At 62.1% G+C, this 15,592-nt stretch carries 11 protein-coding genes; 9 read left to right on the top strand and 2 right to left on the bottom strand.

Going from position 1 to position 15,592, the window contains the following annotated elements:
* The 7 genes from EPO09_RS11400 to EPO09_RS11370 form a co-directional block, all read left to right on the top strand.
* On the top strand, window positions 1–450 hold a 450-nt coding region (locus tag EPO09_RS11400; protein WP_290643162.1), incomplete at its 5' end, for a c-type cytochrome.
* 180 nt (window positions 451–630) lie between these two features.
* On the top strand, window positions 631–2,850 hold the full coding sequence (locus EPO09_RS11395) for a cytochrome c biogenesis protein ResB (protein ID WP_290643161.1): 2,220 nt from the start codon (window positions 631–633) through the stop codon (window positions 2,848–2,850).
* A 9-nt stretch (window positions 2,851–2,859) separates the two neighbouring features.
* Window positions 2,860–4,236 (top strand): c-type cytochrome biogenesis protein CcsB, encoded by a 1,377-nt coding sequence (gene ccsB, locus EPO09_RS11390; RefSeq protein ID WP_290643159.1) that lies wholly within the window; start codon window positions 2,860–2,862, stop codon window positions 4,234–4,236.
* 22 nt (window positions 4,237–4,258) lie between these two features.
* Window positions 4,259–5,029 (top strand): Crp/Fnr family transcriptional regulator, encoded by a 771-nt coding sequence (locus EPO09_RS11385; RefSeq protein ID WP_290643157.1) that lies wholly within the window; start codon window positions 4,259–4,261, stop codon window positions 5,027–5,029.
* Between the two features lie 72 nt (window positions 5,030–5,101).
* Window positions 5,102–5,866 carry a Crp/Fnr family transcriptional regulator gene (locus tag EPO09_RS11380; protein WP_290643155.1) on the top strand — a complete coding sequence of 255 codons (765 nt, stop codon included), beginning with the start codon at window positions 5,102–5,104 and terminating at the stop codon, window positions 5,864–5,866.
* Window positions 5,867–5,954: 88 nt separating this feature from the next.
* Window positions 5,955–8,294 carry a c-type cytochrome gene (locus EPO09_RS11375; RefSeq protein WP_290643153.1) on the top strand — a complete coding sequence of 780 codons (2,340 nt, stop codon included), beginning with the start codon at window positions 5,955–5,957 and terminating at the stop codon, window positions 8,292–8,294.
* 286 nt (window positions 8,295–8,580) lie between these two features.
* On the top strand, window positions 8,581–8,952 hold the full coding sequence (locus tag EPO09_RS11370; RefSeq protein ID WP_290643151.1) for a hypothetical protein: 372 nt from the start codon (window positions 8,581–8,583) through the stop codon (window positions 8,950–8,952).
* 6 nt (window positions 8,953–8,958) lie between these two features.
* Here the strand turns inward: EPO09_RS11370 and EPO09_RS11365 are convergent, their stop codons facing one another.
* Window positions 8,959–9,807 carry a carbon-nitrogen hydrolase family protein gene (locus tag EPO09_RS11365; RefSeq protein WP_290643150.1) on the bottom strand — a complete coding sequence of 283 codons (849 nt, stop codon included), beginning with the start codon at window positions 9,805–9,807 and terminating at the stop codon, window positions 8,959–8,961.
* 80 nt (window positions 9,808–9,887) lie between these two features.
* Here EPO09_RS11365 and glcE point away from each other — a divergent pair, with 80 nt between their 5' ends.
* Both glcE and glcF read left to right on the top strand, forming a co-directional pair.
* On the top strand, window positions 9,888–11,072 hold the full coding sequence (gene glcE / locus EPO09_RS11360; protein WP_290643148.1) for a glycolate oxidase subunit GlcE: 1,185 nt from the start codon (window positions 9,888–9,890) through the stop codon (window positions 11,070–11,072).
* Between the two features lie 16 nt (window positions 11,073–11,088).
* Window positions 11,089–12,360 carry a glycolate oxidase subunit GlcF gene (glcF, locus tag EPO09_RS11355; RefSeq protein WP_290643147.1) on the top strand — a complete coding sequence of 424 codons (1,272 nt, stop codon included), beginning with the start codon at window positions 11,089–11,091 and terminating at the stop codon, window positions 12,358–12,360.
* Between the two features lie 12 nt (window positions 12,361–12,372).
* On the opposite strand, the gene EPO09_RS11350 is transcribed toward glcF, so the two are convergent.
* On the bottom strand, window positions 12,373–15,592 hold a 3,220-nt coding region (locus tag EPO09_RS11350; protein ID WP_290643145.1), incomplete at its 5' end, for a PilC/PilY family type IV pilus protein.

Raw genomic sequence — 15,592 nt, 5'->3', positions numbered from 1 at the left:
CCGATCCTGCAAGGCCAGCACCCTGAATACCTCGTCAAGCAATTGACCGAGTTCAAGGAAGGCAAGCGCAAGAATCCCATCATGAATGGCATGGCCGGTGCCCTGACACCTGAAGACATGCGCAACGTGGCGGCCTTCTACGCCACGAAGAAGGCCAAGGACGGCGTCGCCAAGAGCCCTGAACTGGTTGCCGCCGGTGAGCGCATCTATCGCGGCGGTATCGCCAAGAAGAGCGTGCCTGCCTGCGCCGGCTGCCACAGCCCCAACGGTGCTGGCATCCCTGCTCAGTACCCACGTCTGGCTGGCCAGCATGGCGACTACATCAAGGCTCAGTTGACAGCCTTCCGCCAAGGTGATCGCACCAACAACGTCCAGATGAGCAGCATCGCTGCCAACCTGAGCGACAAGGAAATCGAAGCACTGGCCGATTACATCGCCGGTCTGCGTTGATGCCCTTGCCGACGTGCATCTGGCGCGTCGGCGTTCACTGCCAAGGCGGGAGGCCCGATATCGGGCTGACCGCCTTTTGCTTTCCTGGGCTTCACGTTTCCACCAGTGGAAGAGGTCGTTGGCGCGACTTTCCGGCGAGGCGCGCCTCGCTATAGTGAGCCTTCAGTCAGATCAGAACCTATGACCGCTGCAGTTGTCCCTCCCGGTGAGCCGGTGCCGCCGAGCCCACAGCGCCCCCAACGCGAGCCAGGGCGTGAGTTGATGGAGTTGCTGGCGTCCATGCGCTTTGCGATTGCGCTGCTGACCGTGATCTGCATCGCGTCGGCCATTGGCACGGTGGTCAAGCAGGGTGAGCCCTTCGTCAACTATGTGGACCAGTTCGGGCCGTTCTGGGCCGAGGTCTTTGGTGCATTGGGGCTGTACCGCGTGTACGGGACCTACTGGTTCCTGGTGATCCTGGCCTTTCTGGTGATCTCGACGAGCTTGTGCATTGCGCGCAATACGCCCAAGATCCTGGCCGACTGGCGCACGCACAAGGAATACATCCGCGAGAAGGCGTTGCAGGCCTTTCCGCACAAGGCGGCGGGCGTGGTGGGCCAACCGCTGGAGGCCATGCGCGAGCAGGTGATTCAGTTACTGGCCTTGCAAGGCTGGTCCGTCAAGACGCAGCAGCGCGAGGCATCGGCCAAGGGCGAAGCTGGTTTCATGATCGCCGCGCGCCTGGGTGCCATCAACAAGCTGGGCTATATCGCCGCCCACTCGGCCATCGTGCTGGTGTGCCTGGGCGGCTTGTTCGATGGCGATCTGATCATCAAGGCGCAAGCCTGGCTGCAAGATCTCAAGCCCTTCAAGGGCGGTGTCGAAAGCCAGCACAGTCGTCTCAACGAAAACAACCCGGCCTACCGAGCGCAGTTGTTCGTGCCGGAAGGGCAGCGCACCAATGCTGCCGTGATCACCCTGGAGCAGGGCATGCTGGTGCAGCCTTTGCCTTTCGATATCGAGCTCAAGAAGTTCACGGTTGACTACTACAACACGGGCATGCCCAAGCGCTTTGCCAGTGACATCATCATCCACGATGCGAAGGCCAAGGTGTCCAGGCCGTTCACGGTGGAAGTGAATCACCCGGTCACCTACGGCGGCGTCACGATCTTCCAGTCCAGCTTTGAAGATGGTGGCTCGATCGTGCACCTGAAGCCGCACAACCTGATCGGCATGCACGACGAGGGGGTGAGCGCAATCGACGGTGCTGTGGGCGGTGAACCCCAGTTGATGCACATGGCTGCCAATGGCCAGGCCTCGACCGATGTGCGCCTGGAAGTGACCGGCCTGCGCGTGATCAATGTGGAAGACCTGGTATCGGCCCAGCGCACGCCAGAAGGTGCGGCCAGTGCCGGCAACGACGTGCGGGGCGTGAACCTGGCCGAGTTGAGCAAGCATCTGGGCTCTGGCGCCAAGCCGCCTGGCGACAAGAAGCTGGTCAACATCGGCCCTTCGGTCACCTACAAATTGCGCGATGCAGCAGGCCAGGCGCGTGAGTTCCAGAACTACATGGCGCCCGTGCAGATTGATGGCCAGGCGCTGTTCCTGTGGGGCGTGCGTGACAACCTGGCTGAAGGTTTCCGCTATCTGCGTGTGCCAGCCGACGAGAACATGAGCATGCAGGGCTGGATGCGTTTGCGCCAGGCCTTGAATGACCCCAAGGCCCGCACAGAAGCTGCCGAGCGCTTTGGCAAAGGTGCTGCACCAGCTGACAAGCCCGAACTGGTGCAGCAGTTGACGACCTCGGCGCAGCGCTCGCTGGATCTGTTTGCGGGCGCGGTGCAGCTCAAGTCCGAGCAGGGCGCAGCATTGCCGGCAGGCGTCACCAATGGCGGGTTGCAGGCCCTGTCGAGTTTCATCGAGCAGGTGGTGCCGGCCGATCAGCGCGAGCACACCTCGTCAACGTTGATCCGCATCCTCAATGGCGCGATGTTCGAGTTGTGGAACATCAGCCGCGAGCGCGCCGGCCTGAGCAAACAGTCGCCCGAGCAGGAGTCTGCACGGGCCTTCATGACGCAGGCCGTGCTGTCAATCTCGGATTCGATGTTCTACCCTTCGCCCATGCTCCTGACGCTGGAAGGCTTCGAGCAAAAGCAGGCCAGCGTGTTCCAGGTCACGCGTACCCCCGGTCGCAACGTGGTCTATCTGGGCTGCATGCTGTTGATCATTGGCGTTTTCTCGATGCTTTACGTCCGTGAACGCCGTGTGTGGGTCTGGTTGCAGGATGATGGCCAGGGCGGCACGCGTGTGAGCATGGCCTTGTCATCCACACGCCAGACGCTGGATACCGACCGTGAGTTCAATCGCCTGCGTGATGCGGTGTTGGGCCCCACGAGCCCAGACAAGGGCCAAGACAGATGATTTGCAAGGATGCATGAGATGAGCAGCACCTCGACTTCCACCCAGCCCCCCATGGGCACGCCTTCGATGGCGCAGCGCCCCTGGACGGATTGGCTTTTCGCGTTGGCCGTGGTGGCCACGGGCGTGTGGGGTTTCACATCCTTCGGCAACGCCATGGATGTGTACGAAAAAGGCATCCTGGCTGTGGCCATTCCCAGCCTGGTGGGACTGGGCTGGTTCTGGCGGCCCTTGCGTTTGCTGATGATCTTGTCGGGCCTGGCAACGTGGGGGGCGGCTGCGCTGTACATGCGCGCCACGGACGATTACGGCGCGGACCTGGCCAAGGCCGATCAGGTGTTCTGGCTGAAGTATTTCCTGTCCAGCCAGAGCGCCATTCTGTGGATGAGCGTGCTGTTCTTCATGAGCACGATCTTCTATTGGATCGGCGTGATCACGCGCAGCGACACCGGGGCCCGTCTGGGTGCACGCATCGCCTGGGCGGGTGTCTTCATGGCCTTGACTGGCACCCTGGTGCGCTGGTTCGAAAGCCATCAGATCGGGCCCGATATCGGCCACATCCCGGTCAGCAATCTGTATGAAGTGTTCGTGCTGTTCTCATGGCTGACGACCATCTTCTGGCTCTATTACGAAGACCGATTCGAGCGCCTTGGACAGTCGCTGGGTTCCTTGGGTGCTTTTGTGATGCTGGTGGTCAGCGCGGCTGTGGGTTTCCTGCTGTGGTACGCCTTGGTGCGCGGCGCCAGCGAGATCCAGCCTCTGGTGCCGGCCTTGCAAAGCTGGTGGATGAAGATCCACGTGCCGGCCAATTTCGTGGGTTATGGCACCTTTGCACTGTCAGCCATGGTGGCCCTGGCTTACCTGCTCAAGACGGCTGAGAAGGCTGCCTTGTGGAAGGGCCTGGTGGGGCTGCCCGTTGCCTTCATTGCTTTGCCTCTGCTGGGTTTTGCGCTGTTCGGTGATCTGTCGGCCGACAACATGGCCGCCGTGAGCAAGGCCGGTCGCATGGTGGGTGGCCTGGTGGTCTTCTTCTCGCTGGTGATCATGGCGAAAGACTGGATCAACGAGCGCACACCCGCGCCTGAGGTGGCCGATGACGTCATGTACAAGGCCATTGCCGTGGGCTTTGCCTTCTTCACGATCGCCACGATTCTGGGCGCCTTCTGGGCGGCCGAAGCCTGGGGTGGCTACTGGAGCTGGGACCCGAAGGAAACCTGGGCCCTGATCGTGTGGTTGAACTACGCGGCCTGGCTGCACATGCGCCTCATGAAAGGCTTGCGTGGCACCTTTGCGGCCTGGTGGGCGCTGGTGGGCCTGGTCGTCACGACCTTCGCCTTCCTGGGCGTCAACATGTTCCTGTCAGGGCTTCACTCTTACGGACAGCTCTGAGCTGCATTGAAAGGCTGCGCGCATGCGTGAATGGATTACGCCCGATGTGTTGGCGTTGTTGCGTGCCGACCCCTGGTTCGGCAGCGTGCCCAAGGATTTCGAGCATGACCTGCTGAGCCTGGCCACCCCGCGCCGGCTCAAGCATGGCGAGCACCTGTTCTTTCGGGGCGATGCACCCGATGGGCTGTACGCCATCCTGGAAGGCACCTTGAAGGTGTCCGGGGTGACGGAAGCGGGCAAGGAGGCCATCTTGTCGCTGGTGGATGCGCCCAGCTGGTTTGGCGAGATCGCCTTGTTTGACCGCCTGCCCCGCACACACAACGCGATGGCCGAGGGCGGCGTCAAGTTGCTGCACATCCCGCAGAAGGAGCTGCTGGCCTTGCTGGAGCGCGCGCCTCACTATTGGCGCGAGCTGGGCGTCTTGATGGCGCTGCGCTTGCGCCTGACCTTCATCAGCATGGAAGACCTGGCCTTGCTGCCCGCTGAAGCGCGTCTGGCTCGCCGTCTGGTGTGGCTGGTCGAGGCTTCGGCTTTGACACCCAATGAGGGCGTGTGCGTGGTGCCCATCAGTCAGACTCAGTTGGGGCTGATGCTGTCGCTGTCCCGCCAGACCACCAACCAGGTGCTGCAGGCCTTGCAGGATCAGGGCGTGCTGCGCGTGGCTTATGGCCGCATCGAGGTGCTGGATCGCGTGCGCCTGATGGAGATCGCCGGCGTATCGACCAATGAAAAGCGCATCCTCAGCCAGTTGCAGGGTGGTGGGCCCAAGGGGCGGGCGTCGGATCCGGCCTGACTCTCCGGTCTTTCCCTCGAATGTCGCGATGCTGACAGGCTGTGCCGACTGATGTAGGCATGATCGCCGTCCATGGCAAATCTGTCTGCGGCCCAACGCGAACTCCTGCTCAGCGACATCTGGTTGTCTCAAGTGCCTTCGGCGCTGGCGGATGCCTTGATGTCGCAGGGCATGATCAAGACACTGCGTGATGGCGAAACCCTGTTCCTGCGCGGCGAGCCGGTTGACGGCCTGTATGCCGTGCTTGATGGCGGCTTTCACATCACGGGTGTGACACGGGATGGCCGGGAGGCCATGCTCTCGCTCATCGAGCCTCCCATGTGGTTTGGCGAGATTGCCCTGTTTGATCGCCTGCCACGCACGCATGATGCGGTGGCCGTGGGCCCTACGGCCTTGTTGTTCGTGCCGCTGGGCACATTGGATGTCATTTTGGACGCGCAGCCGCTGTGGTGGCGCCATTTCGGCAAGCTAATGGCGTTCAAGGTGCGCATGGCCTTCATCGCATTGGAAGATCTGTCCATCGTGCAGCCGGCCGAGCGCCTGGCGCGGCGCCTGGTCTGGCTGACCTATTGCGCCGTCACGGGGGGCGAGGTCGGGCGCTGCAAGCTGACGATCAAGCAGACCCAGTTGGCGCTGATGGTGGCCTTGTCGCGCCAGACGGTGAACCAGTTGCTGCGGGCACTGGAAGAGCGCGGCGTGATCCGCTTGTCATACGGCTTGATCGAGGTGCTGGACCTCGTTGCGCTGGTTGAAGCGGCCGCGCTCACGCCGGTCGAGCGGCGCATGCTGGTGCACGCCGGCTTCTTCCCGCTACAGGCCTCTGAGGTCTTTCCCTGATTTGTCGTTGCCGTGACATGGCGAGCCGGGTTGCTTGGCGAACATGGCGCCATTGTTCACCGGCAATGACCAGTTTGAGGAGAAGACCATGGCCAGAGCACATCGAATTTCAAGGGGATGCACGCGCACGGCGTGGGCACCTGTCCTGGGCACCATCGCCCTGGCCGCGCAATGGGTGAGCGCCCAGGCAGCGCCGGCCTTTCCCAACCAGGAAACCATCTGCAATTTCAACGCGGCACGCGAGCAGCAACGCGCCGCATCGGCCCAGAACTTCGGCACGCCTGTGGTTCAGCAGATGCTGGTCAACGGGGCGCTGGTGTGGACGGCGGGCGCCAACAATGCTGCGCCCTCGCTCAAGCCTGGTGACACGATCACGTTGATCGGCAGTGGCTTTGGCCAAGGCACCGATATCGACTTCAGCAAGATCATGATCGGCAATGCTCGCGTGCTGGAAACCGATCTGGTCATGTATGAGCAGAAGCTTGATCTCATCTCCACGGCCAACTACGAGACGGGTGTGGTGCGCAGTACCTGGCCCAAGGATGTCCTGGCCTGGTCTGACACTCAGGTGCAGTTCCGCGTGCCGCCGCACGCCAGCAAAGGTCCTTTGAAGCTGCAGGTGCAAAAGCGCACGGGCTATCTCAACTCGCTGATCAAGTCGGGCCCGCACAACGTGATCGATGCGCAGGTCAACCGCGTGCCGGCACCGGTCAATCCGAACTGTGATGTGGTCTCAACCTTGTCGGAGCTGACCAAAGCCATCACGCCGATCGATGTGACTGTGAGCAATGCCAGCTTTGCCGCGATGGTCAAGCTTGGGCGTCAGATGTTCTGGTCGTACGACTACAACCTGGGCTTAAGCCACAAGTTCAAGAGTCTGGATTGGGACAAGATCCTCAGCTACAAGGCCACGGATCCTTATACGCGCCAGGCGGCTGATCCTTTGGCGCTGTTCGGTGCTTACAAGATCAACCAGAGCGAAGTGCCGGCCGAGGCTTACACCGATGTGTACTTCAAGCCTTATCCGCAGCTCAACCCGACGCCCGGCCTGCTGGCCATCGGGCCTCAGTTGACTGAAGGCAATACCAGCTCGACCGGATGGGTGGGCTACCGCAAGGCCGAATCCAATCACCCGCTGCTGGGCAAGGGCGCATGGGCCGGGTTCAACTGCGCGTCCTGCCACGGCTATCGCATCAGCTATGGCAAGGGCAGCAGCACGATCACCAAGGTCTTTCCTGGCTTGCCCAATCCGGGCTGGTCCATGAAGTGGGCGGTGCTGGGCGACAAGACTGGCCAGACCACGGGCACGTTCTCGTACATCTCGGGGACGGAGCCAGGCCCCAGCTGGAACTCTGGCTCCAAGATGGTGGACAAGACCGCGCTGCTGTATCACATGCCCGCGGGCGCAGCAGAGGCCACGATCACGCGCACGGCTGGCGAAGGCACGCTGTACGACAACGACTACATCTTCTCTCCCATCGCGATCCCGAACGTGACCTTCCACCTGCCGATTCGCCGTTCGCTGTCGCACACCGAGTCATATGTGGGGTTCGAGGGCTCTTACATCCACGCCGAGGAGCCAGATGGCGCCATGGGTTCGATGGATGCGGCCTCGCTCAAGGCGCTGACGGCCTATATGTCCACCCTGGATGAGAACGATGATGACCTGCGCAATGTGGGCTTGTTCCGCTGGCTCAAGTCCAACGGCAAGCTGGCGCAGACAGGCAACACCAGCACAAGCGAAGGCAGCTTCGTGCAGAACGGCTGGAAGGCTTATGCGGGTGTGAGCAGTGCGGTGGCACAAGGCAAGACCACGTATGACCAGAACTGCGCAAGCTGCCACGCCGACAAGGTGGGTGCCAACACCAACGAGCGGATGATCCCGCTCAATCAGGTTGGCCGCTTCTTTGCGCCGACGGACTTCCAGGCCAAGCAGCAATCCATCCGGGCAACGTATCTGCGCAACCTGTATTGGGTGAGTTCACGCGGCCTGCTCAGCGACGGTCATGTGCGCAATCTGGAGGATCTGGTGCATCCAGATCGCTGCGCTGAAGGTTCGGCGCTGTACAACCAGTACTACACCTTGCATGCACCTGTTCGCCCTGTACCTGGTACGGCAGATCAGCCCACGCCTGCGCCTGATCTGAATCGCAAAGGCGATGTGTTCCGTGTGCCCAAGGCCAAGCAGATCAATATCTTTGATGCGACCTCGCCTGCGCGCAACCTGTTCGTCGAGCGGCACAAGTACTTCACGGTGCCTTCGTTCGACGCGAACAACTACTACTGGGACTTCCAGAAGATGCGCAAGGAATTCGGGCCTGAAATGGGGGCATCCGGCCCGATCGGCATGCCGGCTGCGCCGCACCCATGGTGTGCCAAGTCGAGCTCGGATGTCGCCAATCTGGTGCAGTACCTGCTGACACTCTGAGCATCGTGAAGGGAAGGGCCGGCGCAGGAGGCTGGCCTGGACCTTGCTCTCCAGATGATGCAGTAGTCTGCTCTCTCCTTTGGCGCCAATGAATGTTGGTGTGATGGCGTCTTCCAGCCGCTGGTCTTCGGGCCGGCGGCTTTTTTTTCCTTGTGTGCGCACCGACCATGCTGCGTGATGCAGCCCGATATGCCAAAGCGTGAAAAATGGCCGCCGCACGCTCAAGAATGCACACAGCCTTGCCGATATGCGGATATCAGCTTCTGCCCTGTCGACGAGGTCCACCATGTTTTATGTATTGCGCGATGCAGCCGGCCAGATCCGCAGCCTGCACCGGGACCCGGTGGTGGGCGCGCAGACGCTGCCGGAAGATCACCCCGAGGTGCGTCAGTTCATGGGTGTGGACGGCGATTTACAGCAGTTCGCGACACTGGATGCCAGCTTCCTGCGTGTGCTGGAAGACTTGATAGACGCACTCATTCGTCGCAATGTGCTGTGCATCACGGATCTGCCCATGGAAGCGCAGCTCAAGCTGTTTGACCGCAAGCACTTTCGCGAAGGCACGCAGGCCCATTCGCTGGATCTGTTCAATCCCAATGCCTCGCGCAACATGGAGTCCAACACCGTGATTGCCGAGTGGCAGGATCTGCCGGAATAAGACAATTCAATCCAGCACGCGGTGCGACAAGGCCGGCAACTGCGTGCGCAGGGTGGTTTGATGGGCTTTGTTCAAGCCTGCCATCACGATGCCTGGGCCTTCTGCCACCTGCATCGCCAGCACCTGCCCCCAAGGCTCGATGACCAGTGAATGGCCGAAGGTGCGCCGGCCGTTTTCATGCGGGCCACCTTGGGCCGGGGCCAGCACGTGGCACAGGTTCTCGACTGCGCGGGCGCGCAGCAGCAACTCCCAATGGGCCTTGCCCGTGGTGTCGGTGAAGGCGGCAGGCAGGACGATGAGGTCCAGTGCCTGATCCGCGCCGAGTTGGCGGAACAGTTCGGGAAAGCGAAGGTCATAACAGACGCTCAGGCCGATGTGCCATGACTCGCCTTGCTTGTCCTGCATGTGGAACGACACGGGCTGTGTGCCTGGCGTGAGCGATGCGGCCTCGTCATAGCGGCGTTGGCCATCGTCGAAGCAAAACAGGTGGATCTTGTCGTAGCGGGCTACGCGCTCACCCTGTGGGTTGAACACGAGCACCGTGTTGAACACGCGCTCTGGCTCATGGCTGAGGATGGGCAAGGTGCCGCCGATCAGCCACACACCGTGTTCGCGCGCCGCCTGGGCCAGCATGGCCTGCATGGGCGCGGCGGTGGGATCCGGTTGGATAGCATCGGCCAGGGGCTCGGCGACGTGGAGCTTGTCCTTGTCGTGCAGGCCCATCAGGCAGAAGTACTCGGGCAGGGCGAGCAGTTCAGCGCCAGCCTGGGCAGCTTGTGCGATCAAGGCGCGTGCTTGCGCCAGGTTCTCGTCCACGTGCGGCGTGGACACCATTTGCAGGGCTGCAACTTTCATGTGATCTGCGCTAACAAAAAGCCTGTCTGATAGGGGGAGAAGCAAGACCGGGCGCGCCTTGCCTTATGCTTGCCGCCATCATGGCCGAACAAGACGCAAGCGCGCAAGCCGACAATCCGTCGGCGGGCACCATTCCTTCCCAATGGGTAGAGCAGATTCTCGACGCTGCCCAGCGTGGGGCCTGCCTGCGCGTGCGCGGCGGCGGTAGCAAGGATCACCTGGGGGACATCACCCGAGGTGAGTTGCTGGATACCCGCAGTTGGCAGGGCATTGAGTCCTACGAGCCCAGTGAATTGGTGATGCGAGTGCGTGCTGGCACGCCTTTGCGCGAAGTGGAGGGCATGCTGGCGGACAAGAACCAGCATCTGGCGTTCGAACCGCCTCGCTACACTTTTGCTGCCACGCAGGATGCCGATGCCACCATGGGCGGCGCGGTGGCCAGTGGTGTGAGCGGGCCGGCGCGGGTGTCGCGCGGCGCCGTGCGAGACCATGTGCTGGGCTGTTCGGTGCTGACCGGGCGTGGCGAGTTGCTGCGCTTTGGTGGCGCCGTGATGAAGAACGTGGCCGGCTTTGATCTGTCGCGCTTGATGGCCGGCTCCATGGGCACGCTGGGCGTGCTGGTGGATGTCACGCTTAAGGTGATGCCACAGCCGATGGTGTCGGCCACGATGCGCTTTGATGTGAGCGAGGCCGAGGCGCTGGCTCAGATCAACAAATGGGCTTCGCAGCCTTTGCCCATTGATGCCTCCGCGTGGTGGGATGGCACTTTGCTGGTTCGCTTGCGTGGTGCGCGGGCCGCTGTGGCCAGTGCCGTTCAGGGCATGTACCGCGAACGCCGTGGCGAGCTGCTGGCCCCACCCGTGGCCGAGGCCTTCTGGCTGGGCGTGCGGGATCACACCGATGAATTCTTCGTGCGTGCCCGTCAGGCCGTGATGCAGGCTGGCCAACACGGCGTAACCTTGTGGCGCATTGCCGTGCCGCCCACCACCGCGCCTTTGGGTTTGCACGGCGAGCTGCTTGCCGAATGGTTCGGTGGCTTGCGCTGGGTGTGCACGCCTGCGCCCGCTGCGGCGGTGCATGAGGTGGTGGCCAAGGCGGGCGGGCATGCTCAGGCCTTCCTGTCTTTGAATCAAGGTGCGCTTGTGGCGCCTGCTGCCTGGTCGCCGGTTCAACGGCGCCTGCACGAGCAGGTGCAAAAGGCGTTCGATCCTCATGGCGTGTTTGACACAGGCCGCCTGTGGGCGTCCGAGCCTGCGTCACGCTGACTGATCCCCCATCCACATGCAGACCCAGCTCGCTCCCCAACACCAGTCCACCCCTGAGGGCGCCAAGGCGCAGGAGGTGCTGCGCCAGTGTGTGCACTGCGGTTTCTGCAATGCCACCTGCCCGACCTACCGCCTCACCGGCAATGAGCTGGATGGGCCGCGCGGCCGCATCTACCTGATGAAGCAGGTGTTCGAAGGCCAGACGCCTACGCGCACCACGCAGGAGCACCTCGATCACTGCATAGGCTGCCGCCATTGCGAAAGCACCTGCCCATCAGGCGTGCAGTATCACGAACTGCTGGCCGTCGGCCAACCTGTGGTGGACGCGCAAGTTGAGCGTCCCTGGCGCGAACGCGTCTTGCGCTGGGGCCTGATCAAGCTCATGCCCTCGCCGTGGTTCACGCCCGCGCTGAAGTTGGGTCAGACACTGCGGCCCATGTTGCCCGCCGCCTTGCGCGAGTTCGTGCCGGCGCCGGCGCCCATGGCGCCACCCTCCTGGCCTGATCCCAAGAAGAGTTTGCATGCACGCCGCGTCTTGCTGCTCAAAGGCTGCGTGCAACCGGGCTTGCGGCCGCACATCGATGCCTCGACGGCCCGCGTTCTGGATGCCATCGGTATCCGTGCCGTGGTGGCGTCATCGTCCACCTGTTGTGGTGCGGCGCAAGGGCACATGGGTGACCTCGATGGTGCGAAAGACAGGGCGCGGCGCAACATCGATGCATGGTGGCCCTACATCGATTCGCCCACGCCGGTCGAGGCCCTGCTGATCAATGCTTCAGGGTGCGGTGCCTGGGTCAAGGATTACGACAGCCTGCTGGCCGATGATCCGGCTTATGCCGACAAGGCCAAACGTGTCGTGACGATCGCCAAGGATCCTGGCGAGATGCTGGCCAACTGGATGCCTTTGCTCAAGCGCAAGCTGGGCAAGCGGGCGCAGTCCGGCCTGGGGGCGATCACCTTTCATCCGCCGTGCAGCTTGAGTCATGCGCAAAAGCTCAGCAGTGCAGCCAAACCGGGGCCGATCGAATCAGGCTTGAGGGAGCTGGGCTTCGAGGTCAAGCTGGCCGTGCAGGACAGCCATCAATGCTGTGGCGCCGGCGGGGCTTACAGCGTGCTGCAGCCAGAGATGTCGCGCCAGTTGAGGGATCTCAAGCTCAAGGCCTTGCAGGCCTGCGAACCGCACCTGATTGCGAGCGCCAACATCGGGTGCATCGTGCACCTGCAGTCTGGTACGGACACGCCCGTCAAGCACTGGCTGGAAGTGCTTGACGAGGCCTTGTCGCGCTGAGTGGCGTGATCCTCAGTTCGTGTTGATCAGTTCGCGCCACGAGACACGGCGCGTGCGCAGATTGGTGGCGCTGATCGGCGTGTTGGTCGTCACGGTCGAGCCGTCCGACAGGTTGGTGATGCTGATGACCTTGCCGTTGGGCAGGCGCACCAGCGTGGGGGCGGTGGCCAGGGCTGTGGTGGAGCCGTTGGTCAGCAGGTTGCCGATGCGGTCTGCGCCGGGAACCGTCAGGCCTGTGCGGTAGTCCAGGAAGTTGATGTAGCTGGATCCGCCAACGCTACAGGCATTGGACGAACTGGGGATGTTGGTCGTGTAGGCCAGTGTGCCCAGTTGCAGGTCCGGGTCGGTGTTGGCGCGCTCGCCTGTTTCCGGCAGATCCACATACCAGCCATACATGGTCGTGAAGTCCACCGCGTAGCTCACGGTGCTGGTGGCTGTGCGGATGTTGCTGGCATTGTCGATCAGGGTCTGCTTGACGAAGCAGTTCGTCTTGATGGACGCGGTGCATGTGCTGCCGCGTGGGCTGCCATACAAACCGGATGCGCCGCTTGCACTGGTCAAGGGGTCGAGGATGGCGTAGATGGATTGCTGACCTGTAGTGGACACGTCCGATACACCCAGGTAGGCGCCAGTGCCCACGAAAATCACCGGCTTGCCATTCACATTGCCCACCTCGGGGCGCCCCGTGACGGGTTGGCGCACGTTGCTGGCGTTGGCCAGCGTGGCCAGCAGCTGCACATCGGCCGTGCCGCCAGCACCGGTCAACCCCGTGACATTGACCCGCCAGACGTTGCCCAGCAAGTCGCCGCCATAGATGCGCAAGGCCGTGTTGTTGGTGCCGCCGCTTTCCACATAGGCACTGATCTTGGCCAGGCCAGCAGGGCAGGGGATGGCGCTGCAACCGGCTACTGTGGTCGTGGTGCTGCCTGCGCCGGTATCGATCTTCTTGATGACGGTACCGGTCTTGGCATTGAGTACCCAGATGATGCCGTGCCCGCCGCCGGGTGACACGTTGTTGTAGCCCGAGGTCACCATCACGACCCAGGTTCCGTCAGACAGCTTGGTCAGCAGTGGTTGGCCATAGGAGTAGCCCATGTCGGCGTCGGTGGTGTAGCCGGTGCCTTTGCTTGTGTCGTTGGTGAACTCCCACAGTACCTTGGGGGTCACAGGGTTGGAGATGTCCAGCGCAAAGAAGCCGCGGCCGCCCGCACCCAGCCCACTGACCAGGATGGTGTGCCAGCTGCCGTCATAGTAGACATCGCCCTGGCGCGGCGTGGCGTTGATGTAGAAGTTGTGGTTGCCGGCGTAGTTCTTGTCGGCCAGCTTGTACAGATTGGGTAGCAGCATGGAGGGGATGTAGCTCCAGACCTCGGCGCCCGTGGTGGCGTCGAAGGCGTGCAGCATGCCGTCGTTGGCGCCCACATACAGCATGGATTGACGCGAGGCATTGGTCGACTTGAAGCTGGCGTAGCCCGTGTCCACGTAGTTGAACTGCGGCGCCTTCACATAGACCGCTTGCGAGTCCACGATGTCGCCCAGCACGTGGGTGCGCTGGCGGTAGTAGGTGCTGGCGTCGGGGCCTTCATTCGTGCGGTCACCACGCAGGTAGTTGACAAGGTTCAGTCCACCGGCACCTGTGGTGCTGTTGGTGTCGCTGTCAACGCGCAGGCTGGCATCCAGGCACACCGTACCGGACGAGCACATCTGTTGCAGGGACGAGATGGCCGCGACCTTGAAGTAACCCTGCATGGTCGTGGTCAGCGATGTCCAATCGAATGAAATGAGCGAATTGGCTGCGGCTGGGTTATAGGTGAAGATTCGGCGCGATGTCCACAGCAGGTTGTCCAGCAAGGGCGTGGTTTTCGTCTTGCCATCAGACAGCAGCAGCGTGCCGGATTCGGACCAGTCTGGAACGGTGGACAGCGCGCCAGTGTTGATGTCGATCGTGTAGCGTGCCATTTCGCCGTACCAGTCGGACGAGCGGAAGGTGGACTTGAAGATGAAGTTGTCGCTGCTCGATACGTTGGGGTTGCTGGTGGTGGCCGCCGCTGCGTCGGACGTGGCGCCGTCCACTTTTTGCAGGAATGTCTTGAGACCGTCCTTCAGGTCGGCCGGGTTGGCTGCGCTGAAGTAGATGCCGCCACCGTTGACGGCGGCATGCCACAGATCGTCAATGGTGGTCTGCGTGTTGCTGACAGCCTTGGGCCAGTTGCACAGGCCGGTGGTTTGCCAGGTGCAGATGCCGTTACCGGCTGTGGTCGTGCTGGTGGTGGTTCCTTGCAGCACGTCGTAGTAATCGCCGCTCTTGGCTGTGGCGTAGTTCGATTGAAAACGCATGAAGCCCGACGCCCCCAGACCCACGGTGGATGTGGACATGCGTTGCTGCTTGTCAGGTACGTTGTTGTTGGCCACATCAGAACCCAGTACACCATTCGTGTTGCTGTAGGCCGAGTCCCGGATGTCGGTGTTGTAGTAGTAATAGGCCACGTCAGCCAGTGTGTTGCTGACGGCGTTGCCATCAAACATCGGGCGCGCAACCGTGCTGGCACTGTCCTGGTCACCAATGGCGGTACTGCCATCGATCTTCACAGGGCTGGTGGACTCGTTCCAATAGCCGTCTGTTGACAAGATGGTGTAGTTGCGCTGGCAGCTGTACTGCATGGGGTCGGCGGTGGTGATCCCGTTGATCTTGCTGGTCTTGCCTGCGTAGTAGCGCCCAGCCAGAGACAGGGCCGTGCGCAAGGGCGTGCTGCCACCGGGCTTGGCTGCCACGAACTTGGCATACCACTGTGATTTTTGGCCGCCTGATGCCGTGGATGCGTCCGCCACGTTCAGGAAGTCGCTGCCCGTGTTGTTGTTGATGCTCATGTAGCCGATGCGGCGTTGAGAATCGATGCCTGAGAACGAGATGCTGGCAGCAGATTTGGCCATCTGCATGCGCATGCGGTAGTAGGCCCACCAGTTGGCATAGTTGGTCATCTCTTCCGCATAGGTGCAGGTTGTGCCTGCGCAGTCACTGCGGTCGGTGGCCTTGGTCGATGTGCCCGGGTACGGGTAGCTGGTGACCGTTGACGTGATGGTCGTCAACTGGTTGGAGCCAGGTACACAGGTCGCATTGACGCCTGTGGTGAACGTGGTTGTCGTCACCGTCAGGGTGCCTGTTTTGACATAGACCGGTGCACCTGTAGGCATGGTGCACATGCTGTTGGGTGCTTTGATCGTGACCTGGCTG

It is taken from the genome of Aquabacterium sp. (assembly GCF_004297345.1).
In the GTDB taxonomy this organism is placed as follows: Bacteria; Pseudomonadota; Gammaproteobacteria; order Burkholderiales; family Burkholderiaceae_C; genus Aquabacterium.
Note: the sequence above shows the minus strand (reverse complement) of the source record. Positions and strands in the feature narration are given on the sequence as shown.